15 protein-coding genes are annotated in these 16,853 nt (G+C 69.6%); 11 read left to right on the plus strand and 4 right to left on the minus strand.

All coding sequences use genetic code 11. The annotated features are described in order from the left end of the window. The first annotated feature begins 9 nt into the window (after nucleotides 1-9). From J7E89_RS19180 to mutM, 5 genes are all read left to right on the plus strand, one after another. Nucleotides 10-1,065: an ATP synthase F0 subunit B gene (locus J7E89_RS19180; RefSeq protein WP_214975046.1), complete on the plus strand. Its 1,056-nt coding sequence runs from the start codon at nucleotides 10-12 to the stop codon at nucleotides 1,063-1,065. Nucleotides 1,066-1,203: 138 nt separating this feature from the next. After that, nucleotides 1,204-1,845 carry a DUF177 domain-containing protein gene (locus J7E89_RS19185; protein WP_251060768.1) on the plus strand — a complete coding sequence of 214 codons (642 nt, stop codon included), beginning with the start codon at nucleotides 1,204-1,206 and terminating at the stop codon, nucleotides 1,843-1,845. Nucleotides 1,846-1,847: 2 nt separating this feature from the next. After that, entirely contained in the window at nucleotides 1,848-2,021 is a 174-nt protein-coding gene (gene rpmF, locus J7E89_RS19190; RefSeq protein WP_003965982.1) for a 50S ribosomal protein L32, read from the plus strand. Between the two features lie 7 nt (nucleotides 2,022-2,028). Then, a complete protein-coding gene (gene rnc, locus J7E89_RS19195; RefSeq protein ID WP_214975052.1) occupies nucleotides 2,029-2,880 on the plus strand; it encodes a ribonuclease III in 852 nt (283 codons plus the stop codon). 69 nt (nucleotides 2,881-2,949) lie between these two features. Next, entirely contained in the window at nucleotides 2,950-3,819 is an 870-nt protein-coding gene (mutM, locus tag J7E89_RS19200; RefSeq protein WP_214975055.1) for a bifunctional DNA-formamidopyrimidine glycosylase/DNA-(apurinic or apyrimidinic site) lyase, read from the plus strand. A gap of 4 nt (nucleotides 3,820-3,823) precedes the next feature. On the opposite strand, the gene J7E89_RS19205 is transcribed toward mutM, so the two are convergent. Further along, nucleotides 3,824-4,243 (minus strand): helix-turn-helix domain-containing protein, encoded by a 420-nt coding sequence (locus J7E89_RS19205; protein WP_214975057.1) that lies wholly within the window; start codon nucleotides 4,241-4,243, stop codon nucleotides 3,824-3,826. A gap of 114 nt (nucleotides 4,244-4,357) precedes the next feature. Here J7E89_RS19205 and J7E89_RS19210 point away from each other — a divergent pair, with 114 nt between their 5' ends. After that, nucleotides 4,358-4,960: a flavodoxin family protein gene (locus tag J7E89_RS19210; protein WP_214975058.1), complete on the plus strand. Its 603-nt coding sequence runs from the start codon at nucleotides 4,358-4,360 to the stop codon at nucleotides 4,958-4,960. Between the two features lie 22 nt (nucleotides 4,961-4,982). On the opposite strand, the gene J7E89_RS19215 is transcribed toward J7E89_RS19210, so the two are convergent. Next, entirely contained in the window at nucleotides 4,983-5,918 is a 936-nt protein-coding gene (locus tag J7E89_RS19215) for a CAP domain-containing protein (RefSeq protein WP_214975060.1), read from the minus strand. 147 nt (nucleotides 5,919-6,065) lie between these two features. Here J7E89_RS19215 and J7E89_RS19220 point away from each other — a divergent pair, with 147 nt between their 5' ends. The 4 genes from J7E89_RS19220 (at nucleotide 6,066) to J7E89_RS19235 (ending at nucleotide 12,618) form a co-directional block, all read left to right on the plus strand. After that, nucleotides 6,066-6,347, plus strand: a complete 282-nt coding sequence (locus J7E89_RS19220; RefSeq protein ID WP_214975062.1) for an acylphosphatase — start codon at nucleotides 6,066-6,068, stop codon at nucleotides 6,345-6,347. Between the two features lie 369 nt (nucleotides 6,348-6,716). Next, nucleotides 6,717-6,932 (plus strand): hypothetical protein, encoded by a 216-nt coding sequence (locus J7E89_RS19225; RefSeq protein ID WP_028814575.1) that lies wholly within the window; start codon nucleotides 6,717-6,719, stop codon nucleotides 6,930-6,932. Nucleotides 6,933-7,134: 202 nt separating this feature from the next. After that, nucleotides 7,135-10,992 carry an AAA family ATPase gene (locus tag J7E89_RS19230; protein WP_214975064.1) on the plus strand — a complete coding sequence of 1,286 codons (3,858 nt, stop codon included), beginning with the start codon at nucleotides 7,135-7,137 and terminating at the stop codon, nucleotides 10,990-10,992. 207 nt (nucleotides 10,993-11,199) lie between these two features. Then, entirely contained in the window at nucleotides 11,200-12,618 is a 1,419-nt protein-coding gene (locus J7E89_RS19235; protein ID WP_214975066.1) for a sugar porter family MFS transporter, read from the plus strand. A 41-nt stretch (nucleotides 12,619-12,659) separates the two neighbouring features. On the opposite strand, the gene J7E89_RS19240 is transcribed toward J7E89_RS19235, so the two are convergent. Further along, nucleotides 12,660-13,631 carry an LLM class flavin-dependent oxidoreductase gene (locus J7E89_RS19240; RefSeq protein ID WP_214975069.1) on the minus strand — a complete coding sequence of 324 codons (972 nt, stop codon included), beginning with the start codon at nucleotides 13,629-13,631 and terminating at the stop codon, nucleotides 12,660-12,662. A gap of 62 nt (nucleotides 13,632-13,693) precedes the next feature. After that, a complete protein-coding gene (locus J7E89_RS19245) occupies nucleotides 13,694-15,142 on the minus strand; it encodes a cytosine permease (RefSeq protein WP_214975071.1) in 1,449 nt (482 codons plus the stop codon). A gap of 314 nt (nucleotides 15,143-15,456) precedes the next feature. On the opposite strand from J7E89_RS19245, the gene ftsY reads away from it, so the two are divergent. Next, nucleotides 15,457-16,680, plus strand: coding sequence for a signal recognition particle-docking protein FtsY (gene ftsY, locus J7E89_RS19250; protein ID WP_214975072.1), 1,224 nt, complete (start codon nucleotides 15,457-15,459; stop codon nucleotides 16,678-16,680). Nucleotides 16,681-16,853 lie beyond the last annotated feature (173 nt).

Consider the following 16,853-nt stretch of genomic DNA (forward strand, 5'->3'; position numbering starts at 1 on the left):
GAGCACACGGTGGACGTGCAGAAGAAGCTCGACGAGATCGTCGAAGCGGTGGGCAGCGCCCGGTCCATGCCCATGTCGGCCTCGTGCGTGGTCAACCGCGCCGATCTGCTCTCGATGCTCGAAGAGGTACGCCAGGCCCTGCCCGGCTCCCTCGCGCAGGCCCAGGAGCTGATCGGCGGTCACGCGCAGATGGCCGAGCAGGCCCGCCAGGAGGCCGAGCGGATCATCGAGTCCGCGCACGCCCAGCGCGGTTCGCTCATCTCGGACACCGAGATCGCGCGTCGCTCCCAGGAGGAGGCGGACCGCATCCTCAGCGAGGCCCGCCGGGACGCCGAGGAGATCCGCGCCGAGGCCGACGAGTACGTCGACTCCAAGCTCGCGAACTTCGAAGTCGTCCTCACCAAGACCCTCGGCTCCGTCGACCGCGGCCGCGAGAAGCTGCTCGGCCGTGGCCCCGGCCTCGACGGGCAGGGTTATGAGGACCCCGACTTCGCGGAAGCCCCGGAGCGCAGCCACGACCCGGAGACCCTGCGCCAGAGGGCGGACGAGTACGTCGACACCAAGCTCGGCGCATTCGAGGCCGTGCTCTCCAAGACCCTCGAAGCGGTCGGCCGCGGCCGGCAGAAGCTGCATGGACGCGTCGCCTCGGACGAGCTCGGGGCGCACATGGTGGCCCAGGACGAGGCCGGAGCGCAGCGCAGCAGCGACGCGGACTTCCTCGCCGACCTGGCGGAGCCGCAGGCCGCACTCCCGGTGCCAGGGCAGCCGCAGATCCCCGCGCAGCAGTCGTACGACCCGTACGCGTACCAGCAGCCGCAACAGGAGCAGGACCCTTACGCGTACCAGCAGCCACAGGACCCGTACGCCGCCCAGCAGCCGGATCCGTACGCCTACCAGCAGCAGGATCCCTACGCGTACCAGCAGCAGGGCTACGACCAGGGACAGGGCTACGGCCAGCAGCCGCAGCACGTCCCTCAGCAGCAGGCAGCCCTCGACGAGACCAGCCTGTTCGACACGAGCATGATCGACCTCGATCAGCTGCGGGAGTACGAGCAAGGGCGCTAGGGCCGATTGGGCCCTGAGCGAAGCGTCAAGTATCCTGGCACTTCGGTCGCGCGTATGCCCGCGATCACGGCTGCCCGCTTCGCGTTCCGCGACGGCGACACGGCGGCCCACCACAGCGAACCGAAAGCAGGAAGACCCCTGAACGCCCACCTCGACCACCGCAACCCCCTCGTGTTCGACACACACGAGCTGGGCCGGCGTCCCGGTGCGCTCCAGCGGCTGACCCGCTCGGTAGCGGCCCCCAAGAACTTCGGTATCGAAGGGGTCGTCGGTGTGCCGGAGGGCGCGCCGGTGAATCTCAGGCTCCGCCTCGAATCCGTCATGGAAGGGGTGCTTGTCACAGGCACCGCCCGTGCGACGGCCAAGGGGGAGTGCGTAAGGTGTCTGGAGCCGCTGGAGCTGGACGTTGCAGCGGACTTCCAGGAGATGTTCTCGTACCCTGCCGCCGATGACCGGGGCCGCCACAAGGCGGAACCGGCCGACGACGACGAGGACGACGAGGACAGGCTCTATCTCGAGGACGGCCTGTTCGACCTCGAGTCCGTGCTGCGTGATGCGGTAGTGCTCGCACTGCCGATGCAGCCGGTGTGCCGGGAGGACTGTCCCGGCCTGTGCCCGCAGTGCGGGGTCAGGCTGGACGAGAATCCTGGGCACGATCATGACGCCGTCGACATTCGATGGGCGGCACTGCAAGGACTCGCCGGGACCAACCAGGACGGCGAGAAGGACAACATTGGCGACGCCGCCGAGTCGGGCGTCGACGAGAAGCAGGAGAAGTAGCCGTGGCTGTTCCGAAGCGGAAGATGTCGCGCAGCAACACGCGCCACCGCCGGTCGCAGTGGAAGGCTGCGGTCCCCACCCTGGTTTCGTGTGAGCGTTGCCAGGAGCCGAAGCTCCAGCACATCGCGTGCCCGAGCTGCGGCACGTACAACAAGCGCCAGGTCCTCGAGGTCTGAGCGGCTGGTGAGAGGCACTGTGTCTAGCCCCAAGAAGGCGGATGACGCCAAGGCGGACTACGCCGGCAAGCCGGCGGAAAACACAGCCTCGTCCCACACGCTTCTGGAAGGGCGGCTCGGCTATCAGCTCGAGTCCGCCCTTCTGGTGCGTGCGCTGACCCACCGTTCGTACGCGTACGAGAACGGCGGTCTGCCCACCAACGAGCGCCTCGAGTTCCTCGGGGATTCCGTGCTCGGCCTGGTGGTCACGGACACGCTGTACCGGACCCACCCCGATCTGCCGGAAGGCCAACTGGCCAAACTGCGGGCCGCGGTGGTCAACTCTCGTGCACTCGCGGAGGTGGGCCGCGGCCTCGAACTCGGCTCCTTCATCCGGCTGGGCCGGGGCGAAGAGGGCACGGGTGGCAGGGACAAGGCATCCATCCTGGCCGACACCCTTGAAGCGGTGATCGGCGCGGTCTATCTCGACCAGGGTCTCGGAGCCGCATCAGAACTGGTGCACCGGCTCTTCGATCCGCTGATCGAGAAGTCTTCGAGCCTCGGTGCGGGCCTGGACTGGAAAACCAGCCTCCAGGAACTGACCGCGAGCGAGGGTCTCGGCGTACCCGAGTACCTCGTTTCGGAGACCGGTCCCGACCACGAGAAGACCTTCACTGCTGCTGCCCGCGTCGGTGGTGTCTCGTACGGCACCGGCACCGGCCGCAGCAAGAAGGAAGCGGAACAGCAGGCGGCGGAGTCCGCGTGGCGCGCGATCCGCGCGGCCGCGGACGAGCGCGCGGCGGCCGAGGCCACGGCCGCGGCGACGCCCGTGCGGGACACGGCCGACGACGCGACGCCGTCGGCCCAGGCCACCGCCTGAGTCACGCGAGCACTGCCCTCTGTGCCCCCTGCCGGATTCCGGCAGGGGGCACAGAGGTATGCTGCATCCGTGCCTGAGCTGCCCGAAGTCGAAGTCGTACGACGCGGGTTGGAGCGCTGGGTCACCGGCCGCACCGTCTCCGAGGTGCAGGTGCTGCACCCCCGGGCGGTACGCCGCCACCTCGCCGGCGGTGAGGATTTCGCCGTACGCCTCAAGGGGCACCGCATCGGGGCCGCGCGCCGCCGCGGCAAGTACCTCTGGCTGCCGCTCGAAGACACCGCGGGCTCCGTCCTCGGCCACCTCGGGATGAGCGGCCAGCTGCTCGTACAGCCGGAATCCGCGCCCGACGAGAAGCACCTGCGCATCCGCGTCCGCTTCGACGACGATTTCCGTACGGAGCTGCGCTTCGTCGACCAGCGCACCTTCGGCGGACTCTCGCTGCACGACAATTCCCCCGACGGGCTCCCCGACGTCATCGCGCACATCGCGCGCGATCCCCTGGACCCGGCCTTCGACGACGCCGCGTTCTGTACGGCGCTGCGCCTGCGCCGTACGACCGTCAAGCGCGCCCTGCTCGACCAGTCACTGATCAGCGGCGTCGGCAACATTTACGCGGACGAGGCGCTCTGGCGCGCGCGGCTGCACTACGAGCGCCCCACCTCCACCCTCACGCGCCCCCGCGCGGCCGAGCTCCTCGGCCATGCGCGGGACGTCATGTACGCCGCGCTCGCAGTCGGCGGCACCAGCTTCGACAGCCTGTACGTGAATGTGAACGGCGAATCGGGCTACTTCGAGCGGTCCCTGGACGCGTACGGGCGTGAGGACGAACCGTGCCGCCGCTGCGGGACGGCGATGCGCCGACGCCCCTGGATGAACCGCTCCAGCTACTTCTGCCCGCGCTGTCAGCGCCCTCCCGTCTCCCGCCGCCGCCCTCAATAGAGCGCTACGCGCGCCCCTCTCGATCGCCACGCTTCTCGTCGTAACGCTCGCGCGCCGTAAGCACCTCCGGCATGCGTCCCTCGACCAGGTCGATCAAAGCCAGCAGCCGTTCCGCGACGTCCTGCCCCAGCGGCGTCAGCTCGTAGTCGACGCGCGGCGGGTTGGTCGGCTGCGCCTGCCTGCTGACGAGCCCGTCCCGCTCCAGCGCGTGCAGCGTCTGGGACAGCATCTTCTCGCTGACGCCCTCGACCCGGCGGCGCAGCTCATTGAAGCGGAGGGTGCCGCCCTCCTGCAGCGCGCCGATCGTCAGGCTGCCCCAGCGTCCCGTCACATCCTCCAGCGTGCCGCGCGAGGGGCACTGGCGGGAGAACACGTCGAAGGCGGAGTCGGAGTCGCCACAGGTCTGCTGCGCGTTGCTGTCCATACAGCAAGCATACTCCGGCGCAGCGCTAACTCATGGCTTGCGCTTTCTAAAAGTTAGTGCTTTTCTTCTGTCATCAGTCACCGAGCAGAAGCACCGACGAGGAGACCGTCAGCCATGACCACCCCCGCTGTTCCGCCCGTAGTCTCGATCGCCTACCACTCCGGCTATGGCCACACCGCCGTCGTCGCCGAGGCCGTCCGCGCCGGAGCGGCCGACGCCGGAGCCACCGTTCATGTCATCAAGGTCGACGAGATCAGTGACGAGCAGTGGGAGCTGCTCGACGCCTCCGACGCGATCGTCTTCGGCTCGCCCACCTACATGGGGACCGCGTCGGGCGCCTTCCACCAGTTCGCCGAGGATTCCTCGAAGCGCTGGTTCACGGACACCTGGCACAACAAGCTGGCAGCGGGATTCACCAACTCCGCCTCCAAGAGCGGCGACAAGCTGCACACCCTGCAGTTCTTCCAGACCCTCGCCGCCCAGCACGCCATGCACTGGGTGAGCCTGGGCCTCAAGCCCGGCTGGAACTCCACCGAGGGTTCCGAGAACGACCTCAACCGCCTCGGCTTCTTCTCGGGCGCCGGCGCTCAGACCAACTCGGACGAGGGGCCCGACGGCGTACACAAGGCGGACATCGCGACCGCCGAGCACCTCGGTCGCCGCATCGCGGAAACCGCCAAGGTCTTCGCGGCGGGCCGGGAAGCCGTCGCCGCCTGACCTCCCGGTACGGAAGGGAGGGTCAGAAGCCGAAGTTCTGCGTCCACCAGGGGCCGCCGGGGCCCATGTGCACGCCGACGCCCAGGGTCTTGAAGTCGCAGTTCAGTATGTTCGCCCGGTGGCCCTCGCTGTTCATCCAGGCGTCCATCACCGCCTGGGCGTCGGCCTGGCCGCGGGCGATGTTCTCGCCGCCCAGGCCGCTGATGCCCACCTTTTCGGCGCGGTCCCAGGGGGTCGCCCCGTCCGGGTCGGTGTGATCGAAGAAGCCGCGGGCGGCCATGTCCTGGCTGAAGTCCTCGGCCAGCGTGGCCAGGGGGCCGTCGGCCCGGACCGGGGCGCAGCCGACCGTCGCCCGCTCCTGGTTCACCAGGGCTACGACGGTGGCCTCGGCGGTGGCTTCGCTGCCGGTGCCGTTGCCGTCGCCGAGGCCGGGGATCCTGGCCGGGGGAGTGGGCACGACGCGATCGGGCTTCGGGCTCTGGCTCTGCTCGGGCGCGGCCGGCTTCTTTGGGCGGCTGTCCGGGGCGGCCGTCTTGCGCTCGGAAGGCTTCGCCGACGGCTCGGCGGACGGCTTCTTGGAGGGCTGCGTGGGCTTCGGCTTGGGCGAAGGGGACTTCGAGGGAGCCTGCGCACGCCCGGTTTCCTCGGCGGCCGGCGTCGTCGCCCGGTCCGTGGGCTCCGCCGAGCTGCCGCCCTGCGTCTGGAGTTCGGGCGGACCTTCGGTGCGTATCCGGTCGGCCGAGCCGCCGCTGAAGGAGTAGTTCTCCCCACCGGGCAGCAGCCCGGAGGCGACCGCCACGGCACCCATGGCCACGGCGGCGGAGACGCCGAGGAGCCCGGTGCGTACGGGCGCGGCCCGCTTCTTCCGGCGGCGCGCACCACCCTGATACCGGCCTGCCGGGGCGTCCGCCTGGTCTGCTGCTACGGGTCCGGCGGCGGAGCGACGATGGCGTCCCATCTGCTGTGCCTTCCTCAATGCTTACTCGACGTGGTCAACGTCAATGCGCCTCACCCGAATGGGTGAGGCCTCATTTCGTCGGGACTGTACGCCATGACGCGTGGGGGCGAAGTGCCTCGTGAGCAATTGGCCAGTTAGCGTGCAGTCATGAACGAAGATGTGCGGCTCACCGCCTGGGTACGCGGTCGAGTACAGGGAGTGGGCTTCCGCTGGTTCACCAGGGCAAACGCTTTGGAAATCGGCGGCATCGCCGGCTTCGCCGTCAACCTGGACGACGGCCGGGTGCAGGTCGTGGCGGAGGGACCGCGTGAGAATTGCCACCGTCTGCTGGAATGGCTGCGCTCGGCCGACACTCCCGGGAGCGTCGACGGAGTGACAGAGATCTGGGGCACACCGCGCGGTGGTTATGCGGGCTTCGAGATCAGATGATCAATCAGGCGCGAGGGCGCCTTCGGCGCATTCCGCAGGTGCCCGTGGCAGGGGCGTGGGACAGAAACGACCTGGTGGTTGCCAAGAAACGCCTGTCGTGGAAAGCTGCCGACTACGGATGATCTCTACGCCCCCAGGGCCCCGCAGAAGAGGCGGCACCGCGCATTCCGCGGCTGCTCGCACCCGGGCTGCCCAGCGATACGGGGCGTGATCGTGTTGACCGTCAAACTTTTTGGTGAGACTCTGGAAGCCCCGCGCACCTTAGCTGTTTGGCATTGAGAACAACAGAGATGACAAGCACCGCGGGTGCGATTCCCTCACGACCCACCACCGCTTCGGTCGGTCACTCAGTGTGGAGGACCATCCATCATGGCAAAGGCGCTTCTCGGTTACGTCGGCGGCTCCGACCCGCGACTCCTCGCCGAGATGCGACGGCTTCAGCAGCGCGTCCAGGATCTTGAGTCCGAGCTCAACCGGATTCAGTCCGAGAACGACGCGCTCAGCGCCGCCGCTCACCACCGCGGAGATTCGCTGCTCGACAGCATCGACATCGACGTACCCCAGGCGGAGCCTGCGCTCACCTGACACGGTTCGTAGGAGAATCCGAGCCCGTCAGCTGTCCGTATCAGCCGCTTGAGATCTGCATCAAGATCTACCAGCAAGACATTGCAAGGGACGCTTCGGCGTCCCTTCTTTTTTGCGCCCCGTATGTAGACCTCTTCCCTTACCGTCTGATGTGCCCTGCACCTTCAGAGGTGAAACCGGCGGTGAAAGGTAGAGTGCGGCGGTGCATCTCAAGGCCATGACTCTCCGCGGTTTCAAATCATTCGCATCGGCCACGACGCTGCGGTTCGAACCAGGGATCACCTGCGTCGTAGGCCCCAATGGCTCGGGCAAGTCCAACGTCGTGGACGCGCTGTCGTGGGTGATGGGAGAGCAGGGCGCGAAGTCGCTGCGCGGCGGCAAGATGGAGGACGTCATCTTCGCCGGGACGACCGGGCGGCCACCGCTCGGCCGCGCCGAGGTCTCGCTGACCATCGACAACTCCGACGGTGCGCTGCCCATCGAGTACGCCGAAGTCACCATTACGCGGATCATGTTCCGCAACGGCGGCAGCGAATATCAGATCAATGGTGATACGTGCCGACTGCTCGATATCCAGGAGTTGCTCTCCGACTCCGGGATAGGGCGGGAGATGCACGTGATCGTCGGGCAGGGCCAGCTCGACTCCGTACTGCACGCCGATCCGATGGGGCGCCGGGCGTTCATCGAGGAGGCCGCGGGCGTCCTCAAGCACCGCAAGCGGAAAGAGAAGGCGCTGCGGAAGCTGGACGCGATGCAGGCGAATCTCTCGCGCATACAGGATCTGACAAATGAACTGCGTCGGCAGCTCAAGCCGCTGGGGCGGCAGGCGGCGGTGGCGCGGCGGGCCGCCGTCATCCAGGCCGACCTGCGCGACTCCCGGCTGCGGCTGCTCGCCGACGACCTGGTGAAGCTGCGCGAGGCGCTGCGCGCGGAGATCGCCGACGAGGCGGCGCTCAAGGAGCGCAAGGACGCGGCCGAGGCGCAGCTGCGAGCCGCGCTGGCGCGGGAGGCGGAGCTGGAGGAGGAGGTACGCCGCCTCGCTCCGCGACTGCAGCGGGCGCAGCAGACCTGGTACGAACTGTCGCAGCTGGCAGAGCGGGTGCGGGGCACGGTCTCGCTGGCCGACGCCCGGGTGAAGAGCGCGACGACGGCCGCCCCCGAGGAGGAGCGGCGCGGGCGCGACCCAGAGGACATGGAGCGCGAGGCCGCGAAGATCCGCGAGCAGGAGGCGGAACTCGAAGCCGCGCTGGAGGCGGCGCAGCGGGCGCTGGAGGACACGGTCGAGCACCGGGCCGGACTCGAACGGGAACTGGCCGCCGAGGAACGCAGGCTCAAGGACGCGGCCCGGGCCATCGCCGACCGCCGCGAGGGGCTCGCCCGGCTGAACGGCCAGGTCAACGCGGCCCGTAGCAGGGCCGGTTCCGCCCAGGCCGAGATCGACCGGCTGGCCGCCGCCCACGAGGGCGCCCAGGAGCGGGCCGCCGCCGCGCAGGAGGAGTACGAGCAGCTCAAGGCCGAGGTGGACGGGCTGGACGCGGGCGAGTCCGACCTGGCCGAACAGCACGAGGCGGCCCAACGTGACCTCGCCGAGGCGGAGGCCGGACTCACGGCGGCCCGGGAGGCCGCCACCTCCGCCGAGCGCCGCCGGGCGGCGACGTCCGCGCGGCACGACGCGCTGGCCCTGGGGCTGCGACGTAAGGACGGCACAGGGGCACTGCTCGCCGCGCAGCCCCGGCTGACCGGCCTGCTGGGCCCGGCGGCGGAACTCCTCACGGTGGCCCCCGGCTACGAGATCCCGGTGGCGGCGGCGCTGGGGGCGGCGGCCGACGCGATCGCGGTGGCGGACCCGGCCACGGCCGCCGAAGCGATCCGCCTCCTGCGCAAACAGGACGCGGGCCGAGCGGTGCTCCTGCCGGGCGCCCCGGCGGCCCCGGCGGCCGCACGCGTCCCGGCGGGGGCCGCGGTGCCGGCCGGGTGCGACGGGGATTCCGGCGACGCCTCGGCAGCCGTCGGCGGCGCGCCCCGCCAGGAGGCCGGGGCCGGCTCGGCCGGTGCGCGGGGCGAGGGCGCGGCTCCTGGGTGGCCCGGAGCCGGCGATCCGGGTCCGGGGGGCGCCGCTGCCGGCGCCGGAGTTGGCGTGCCGGCCGGGGCCGGGCACCGCGTGCCAGGGCAGGGGGGTGCGTATGGGCCGGGTGACGAAGCTGTCGGTGCCGGGGCAGAGCGTGCCGTGGTTGTGCCGCGGCAGGAGGGCAGAGGGGCTCCGGCTCTGGTTGGCGATCTGGTGCGCGGGCCCGCCGATCTGATGCCTGCCGTGCGGCGGCTGGTGCGGGACATGGTAGTCGTCGGGACGCTGGAGGACGCCGAGGATCTGGTCGCGGCGCAGCCGTCGCTGACCGCTGTGACCGCTGAGGGCGATGTTCTCGGGGCGTACTTCGCGCAGGGCGGGTCGGCCGGGGCGCCCAGCTTGTTGGAGGTGCAGGCCTCCGTCGATGAGGCCGCCGCCGAGCTGGAGGAGCTGGCCGTACGGTGCGAGGAGCTGGCCGGGGCGCAGCACCGGGCGCAGGAGCGGCGTAACGCGAGTGTCGCGCTCGTCGAGGAGCTGGCCCAGCGGCGCCGGGCCGCCGACCGGGAGAAAACGGGCGTCGCGCAGCAGCTCGGGCGGCTCGCCGGGCAGGCGCGCGGCGCCGCCGGCGAGGCCGAGCGGTCGGCCGCTGCCGCCGCCAAGGCCCAGGAGGCGCTGGAGCGGGCCACCGAGGAGGCCCAGGAGCTGGCCGAGCGATTGCTGGTGGCCGAGGAGGCGCCCGTACAGGAGGAGCCGGACATTTCCGTGCGCGACCGGCTCGCCGCCGACGGGGCCAACGCCCGCCAGACCGAGATGGAGGCCAGGCTCCAGGCCCGTACGCACGAGGAGCGGGTGAAGGGGCTCGCGGGGCGCGCGGACGCGCTCGACCGGGGGGCGCGCGCCGAGCGCGAAGCGCGGGCGCGCGCCGAACAGCGGCGCGCCCGGCTGCGCCACGAGGCACAGGTGGCGGCTGCCGTCGCGTCCGGTGCACGGCAGCTGCTGGCCCACGTCGACGTCTCGCTCGTACGGGCCGCCGAGGAGCGGGCCGCGGCCGAAGCGGCCAAGGCGGAGCGCGAGAGCGAACTGGCGACCGAGCGCGGCCGCGGCCGGGACCTCAAGGGCGAGCTCGACAAGCTGACGGATTCGGTCCACCGCGGCGAGGTGCTCGGCGCCGAGAAGCGGTTGCGCATCGAGCAGCTGGAGACCAAGGCGCTGGAAGAACTGGGCGTGGAACCGGCGGGACTGGTGGCGGAGTACGGGCCCGACCAGCCCGTACCGCCGTCGCCGCCCGCCGAGGGCGAGGAGGTGCCGGAGGATCCGCAGGACCCCCGCAACCAGCCGCGGCCGTTCGTACGCGCGGAGCAGGAGAAGCGGCTCAGGGCTGCCGAACGGGCGTACCAGCAGCTCGGGAAGGTGAATCCGCTCGCCCTGGAGGAGTTCGCGGCCCTGGAGGAGCGCCACAAGTTCCTCTCCGAGCAGCTTGAAGATCTGAAGAAGACGCGCACCGACCTGATGCAGGTCGTCAAGGAGGTCGACGAGCGCGTCGAGCAGGTCTTCAGTGAGGCGTTCCGGGACACGGCGCGGGAGTTCGAAGGAGTCTTCTCGCGGCTCTTCCCGGGCGGTGAGGGCCGGCTGATTCTGACGGATCCGGACAACATGCTCACCACGGGCGTGGATGTCGAGGCCAGACCGCCGGGCAAGAAGGTCAAGCGGCTTTCACTGCTCTCCGGCGGTGAGCGGTCGCTGACGGCCGTGGCTCTGCTGGTGTCGATCTTCAAGGCCAGGCCGAGCCCGTTCTACGTGATGGACGAGGTCGAGGCCGCGCTCGACGACACCAATCTCCAGCGGCTGATCCGGATCATGGAGGAGCTCCAGGAGAGCTCCCAGCTGATCGTCATCACTCACCAGAAGCGGACGATGGAGGTCGCCGACGCGCTGTACGGCGTGTCCATGCAGGGGGACGGCGTCTCGAAGGTCATCAGCCAGCGGCTTCGCTGAGATGTCCGCGCAACCTTCAAAACTTGAACACAAGCCGACCGGTCTGGGCCACGAATTTCAGGTTCCCCACCTCTTGACTTCGAAACCTGAAGGCATAGTCTCGGCAACGTCGTTTTTACCTTCAAGTGGTGCGCGGCGCGCTGCTGTGCCCCACTTGAAGTGCTTGCCCCCCACGCCAGGCGACGCGGCCAGGCACCAGGAGTTGATGTGACCAGCACTGTGAAACCACTGGCGTCCGGAGCCCGCGAGGCCCACCCGGATCACCTCGGCCACGTCATCTTCATCACGGCGGCAGCCGCGATGGGCGGATTCCTCTTCGGCTACGACAGCTCGGTCATCAACGGCGCTGTCGAAGGCATCCGCGGCAAGTACGACGTGGGTTCCGGAACCCTCGCCCAGGTCATCGCCATCGCCCTGATCGGCTGCGCCATCGGCGCCGCCACCGCGGGCCGTATCGCCGACCGCATCGGCCGTATCCGCGTCATGCAGATCGCGGCCGCGCTGTTCACCATCAGCGCCGTCGGCTCCGCGCTGCCGTTCGCCCTGTACGACCTGGCCTTCTGGCGAGTGCTCGGCGGCATCGCCATCGGCATGGCCTCGGTCATCGGCCCGGCGTACATCGCCGAGGTCGCCCCGCCGGCGTACCGCGGCCGCCTCGGCGCCTTCCAGCAGGCCGCCATCGTCATTGGCATCGCCGTCTCCCAGCTCGTCAACTGGGGCATCCTCAACCTCGCCGACGGCGACCAGCGCGGCAAGCTGCTCGGCATCGAGGCCTGGCAGGTCATGCTCGGCGTGATGGTGGTCCCGGCCGTCCTCTACGGTCTGCTCTCCTTCGCCATCCCCGAGTCGCCGCGCTTCCTGATCTCCGTCGGCAAGGTCGACAAGGCCAAGGAGATCCTGGCCGACGTCGAGGGCAAGAACATCGACCTCGACCTGCGCGTCGCCGAGATCGAGCTCGCGATGCGCAGTGAGCACAAGTCCACGTTCAAGGACCTTCTCGGCAGCCGCTTCGGCTTCCTGCCCATCGTCTGGGTCGGTATCGGCCTCTCGGTCTTCCAGCAGCTCGTCGGCATCAACGTCGCCTTCTACTACTCCGCGACGCTGTGGCAGTCGGTCGGCATCAACCCGAGCGACTCCTTCTTCTATTCGTTCACCACGTCGATCATCAACATCATCGGCACCGTGATCGCCATGATCTTCGTCGACCGGATCGGCCGCAGGCCGCTCGCGCTCATCGGCTCGACCGGTATGGCGATCGCCCTCGCCTTCGAAGCGTGGGCCTTCTCCGCGAACCTGATCGACGGCAAGCTGCCGCACACCGAGGGCATCGTCGCGCTGATCGCCGCCCACGTCTTCGTGCTCTTCTTCGCCCTGTCGTGGGGTGTCGTCGTCTGGGTCTTCCTCGGCGAGATGTTCCCGAACCGGCTCCGCGCAGCCGCGCTCGGCGTCGCCGCCTCCGCGCAGTGGATCGCCAACTGGGCGATCACCGCGAGCTTCCCGAGCCTCTCCGAGTGGAACCTCTCGGGGACATACGTGATCTACACATTCTTCGCCGTGCTCTCGATCCCCTTCGTGCTCAAATTCGTGAAGGAGACCAAGGGCAAGGCGTTGGAGGAGATGGGCTAAACCCCCGCTGCCCCTCTCCTCGAACACGGCACTGCCCCGGCTCACCCATTGAGCCGGGGCAGTACGTTTTCCGCGAACAGCTGCAGGCTGCGCCAGCCCTCGTCCACCGGCATCCCGCCGCACAGCGGATGCAGGACCAGACTGTCGGCGGCCAGCGCCACGCACTCGTCCGGCGTCACGACGCGGTAGACCCCCTCCTCGCGCAGCTCGTCGACGCCGGTCGCCCGCGACCGTACGGCCGACTTGATGTCCTTGGACTGCCAGGAGGCGTACGTCTGCGCCTCGTGCAGGAAGTGCTCGCCGTACACGGCCCACGTCCGGTCCGGATCCTCCGCGACATGCAGCAGCGGCGTCTCGGCCGCCGGCATCATGCAGAAGCCGTCGGTCCCGAACTCCGCCTGCCGCGCGTGGTAGTACGCCTCCAGCTCGGGCAGGTGCGCGCTCGGGAAGAACGGCAGACCGAGCCGCGCCGCGCGCCGGGCAGCCGCCTGCGAGGACCCGCCGACCAGCAGGAGCGGATGCGGCTGGGTGTACGGGCGCGGCGTGACACGCACGGTCCTGCCCCGGTACGGGAACGGCTCGCCGGTCCACGCCAGCAGCAGCGTTTCGAGCACCTCGTCCTGGAGCCTGCCGCGCCGCCCCCAGTCCACGCCCAACTGCTCGTACTCCTCCGGCCGGTAGCCGATGCCCGCGACCGTGACCAGGCGTCCCTTGCCTATCAGGTCGAGTACGGCGATGTCCTCGGCCAGCCGCAGCGGCTCGTACAGCGGACCGATGATCGCGAAGACGGTGACCGTGATGCGCCGGGTCGCGCCCAGGACCGAGCCGGCGAAGACGAAGGGGGAGGGCAGCCAGCTGTTGGCGGTGCCGTGGTGCTCCTCGGTCTGGACGGTGTCCAGGCCGCGGTCGTCGGCGTACGCGGCCATTTCAAGGGCGGCGCGATAGCGGGCCGCGTGCGTGGCGGGTGTCGCGTCGGGATCGACGAGATTGAAGCGGACCACTGTGAAGGCCATGACGAAACGTCCCCCTCCGCCGGATGTCGATGTGGCGAAGGGGGACGTTAGTTGACGTTGCGTCAGTTGGACAGGCTTCCGACCGTCTCGGGCTGCGACGCCTTGACCTCCGGCTCCGGAACCACCGGCTTCGTCCTGGGCAGCACCGCGTACAGCACCGCCGCCACGACGACCGTCGCCGCCCAGCCCAGGCCGTTGCGCCCGATCCAGGAACCGGCGAGCGGCCCGGTGAACCAGTCGACCTTGGTGAACAGCAGGCCCGCCACCAGCGCGACGCCCCATGCCGTCATGGCCTGCCAGGCGAAACCGCCCCGGTACCAGTAACCACTGGTGCGGGTGGTGTCCATGAGCGCCTCACCGTCGTACGCACGACGGCTCAGCATGTCCACACCGAAGACGCCGATCCACGCCGAGAACGCAACGGCCAGCAGCGTCAGGAAGGAGATGAACGAACCGAAGAAGCTCGTCGCCACCACCATCAGCAGGAAGCCGAAGATCAGGCTGATGATCGCGTTCACGCTCACGGCCCAGGCGCGCGGCACGTTGATGCCCAGCGTCTGCGCGGTGAAGCCGGCCGAGTACATCGACATCGAGTTGATCAGCAGCATGCCGATCAGGGCGATCAGCAGGTACGGAACGGCGATCCAGGTCGGCAGCAGCTCGCCGATGAACGACACCGGGTCGGTGGCCGACGCCAGGTCCGGCGTACTGACGGCCATGACCGCACCCATCAGAACCATGGGCAGGACGACAACGCCCGCGCCACCGACGGTCGTGCCGACCAGGCCCTTGCCCGAAGCCGTACGCGGAAGGTAGCGGGTGAAGTCCGGGCCCGAGGGGACCCAGCTGATGCCGCCGGCCGCGATGGTGCCGATGCCCGCGATCATCATCGCGGTCGAACCGGCCGGCTTGGCGAAGACGGCGGACCAGTCGGTGCCGGCGATCAGGTAGACCAGCACGAGCACGCTGAAGGCGCCGAAGAGGTACGTCGACCAGGTGCTGCACCGGCGCAGGGCGTTGATACCCAGACCCGATACGAGGAAGGTGCAGCCGACGAAGAGCAGCAGCGTCACGACGATGAGCACGGTGTTGCTCTTGATGCCGAAGAGCAGATCGAGCACGGTCAGCACGGCGTACGCGCCGGTCACCGCGTTGATCGTTTCCCATCCCCAGCGCGCGACCCAGATCAGCGAGCCGGGGAAGAGATTGCCCCGCTGGCCGAACACCGCCCTGGAGAGTGCCATGCCGGGCGACCCGCCGCGCTTGCCCGCGATCGAGATCAGGCCGACGAGCCCGTACGAGACGATGGGCGCCGCGACGGCCACGGCCAGTACCTGCCAGAAATTCAGGCCGTTGAAGACGACCAGGCCGGCGCCCATGGTGAGCAGGAGCACGCTGATGTTGGCGGCGACCCAGGTGGGGAAGAGTTCACGGACGCGGCCCGAGCGCTCGTTGTCGGGAACGGGCTCAAGACCGCGGGTCTCTATCCCGCCGTCGGACTCGGCAGACATGCATGCTCCGTGGGGGGCAGGGGTGGGGGGGCCGAATCATCATACATTCGACCCAAAAGCCCGCATGTCGGATCGACAGGGGTTGTCGCGGTCCACGATATGGGCCGCGACAACCCCTGGGTGCGCTCTGCGCACCGGACTCAGCCAGCCTGATACTGGGTGCGTTGTGACTCCGCCCCAAGGGGCTTCTCGCCGGCACGGGGCCGACGACGGACCAGCCCGGCCCGCAGAGGCAAACAGCCCCGCAGGGAGAACGACCGGTCATCCATGAGGTCACGCAGGTGGGGCAAGCGGTCAAGCATACTGGGCACGTTATGGAAATCCTCATCCTTGCTGTAGTCATCGCCCTGGTCGCGATCGGCGCCATCAGCGGGCTCGTGGTCAGCAGCCGCAAGAAGAAGCAGCTGCCGCCGCAGGCGCCGCCGACCACGCCGACCATCACCGCCCCGCCCGCCGAACCGCAGGTCGGCGAGGACGCGGCGCCACCGCGCGACGAAGCGCGCCGGACCATCGAGGAGGTGGACCTCCCCGACGCGTCGACCGCCGTCGAGGAGCCCGTCGCCGTCGAGGATCCGGTCGTCGCCGAACCCGTCGCGCCCGAGATCGAAATCCCCGAGCCCACCGCCGGCCGCCTGGTGCGGCTGCGCGCGCGGCTCGCCCGCTCGCAGAACACCCTCGGCAAGGGTCTGCTGACCCTGCTCTCCCGCGAACACCTCGACGAGGACACCTGGGAGGAGATCGAGGACACGCTGCTCACCGCGGACGTCGGCGTCGCCCCCACCCAGGAACTGGTCGAGCGGCTGCGTGAGCGCGTACGGGTGCTCGGCACGCGTACGCCCGACGAGCTGCGCGGGCTGCTCCGAGAGGAGCTGCTGAATCTGCTCGGTACGGACATGGACCGCGCGGTCAAGACCGAGAGCGCCACTGAGGTCCCGGGCATCGTCATGGTCGTCGGCGTCAACGGCACCGGCAAGACCACGACCACGGGCAAGCTCGCGCGTGTGCTGGTGGCCGACGGGCGCAGCGTGGTGCTGGGCGCGGCGGACACGTTCCGCGCGGCCGCCACCGACCAGCTCCAGACCTGGGGCGACCGCGTCGGCGCGCGCACGGTGCGCGGCCCCGAGGGCGGCGACCCGGCGTCGGTCGCCTTCGACGCGGTGAAGGAAGGTATCGCCGAGGGCGCGGACGTCGTACTCATCGACACGGCGGGCCGGCTGCACACCAAGGCCGGGCTCATGGACGAGCTCGGCAAGGTCAAGCGGGTCGTGGAGAAGCACGGGCCGCTGGACGAGGTGCTGCTGGTGCTGGACGCGACAACTGGGCAGAACGGTCTGGTGCAGGCGCGGGTGTTCGCGGAGGTCGTGGACATCACCGGCATCGTGCTGACGAAGCTGGACGGCACGGCGAAGGGCGGCATCGTGATCGCGGTGCAGCGCGAGCTGGGCGTCCCGGTGAAGCTGGTCGGTCTGGGTGAGGGCGCGGACGACTTGGCGCCGTTCGAGCCGGAGGCGTTTGTAGACGCCCTGATCGGCGACTAGCAGCCGGCACGCCCGGCCCTGCGGGCTGTTCCCCACCCCGCCCCTTCCCGCAGTGACACTATGCGGCTCCGCCGCGTGGGGGCTCCGCCCCAGACCCCGGTCCTCAAGCGCCGGAGGGGTTGAATAGTGCCGGGCAGGGCTGGCTTTGCGGCCCTGGCCGCAAGACTCAGCCC

This window comes from Streptomyces sp. ISL-100 (assembly GCF_018614615.1).
GTDB lineage: Bacteria > Actinomycetota > Actinomycetes > Streptomycetales > Streptomycetaceae > Streptomyces.

Coding starts and splice junctions, on each gene's coding strand:
- J7E89_RS19205 (WP_214975057.1), bottom strand. CDS start 4,243: ATGGACAGCAACGCGCAGCAGACCTGTGGCGACTCCGACTCCGCCTTC.
- J7E89_RS19210 (WP_214975058.1), top strand. CDS start 4,358: ATGACCACCCCCGCTGTTCCGCCCGTAGTCTCGATCGCCTACCACTCC.
- J7E89_RS19215 (WP_214975060.1), bottom strand. CDS start 5,918: ATGGGACGCCATCGTCGCTCCGCCGCCGGACCCGTAGCAGCAGACCAG.
- J7E89_RS19220 (WP_214975062.1), top strand. CDS start 6,066: ATGAACGAAGATGTGCGGCTCACCGCCTGGGTACGCGGTCGAGTACAG.
- J7E89_RS19225 (WP_028814575.1), top strand. CDS start 6,717: ATGGCAAAGGCGCTTCTCGGTTACGTCGGCGGCTCCGACCCGCGACTC.
- J7E89_RS19240 (WP_214975069.1), bottom strand. CDS start 13,631: ATGGCCTTCACAGTGGTCCGCTTCAATCTCGTCGATCCCGACGCGACA.
- J7E89_RS19245 (WP_214975071.1), bottom strand. CDS start 15,142: ATGTCTGCCGAGTCCGACGGCGGGATAGAGACCCGCGGTCTTGAGCCC.
- ftsY (WP_214975072.1), top strand. CDS start 15,457: ATGGAAATCCTCATCCTTGCTGTAGTCATCGCCCTGGTCGCGATCGGC.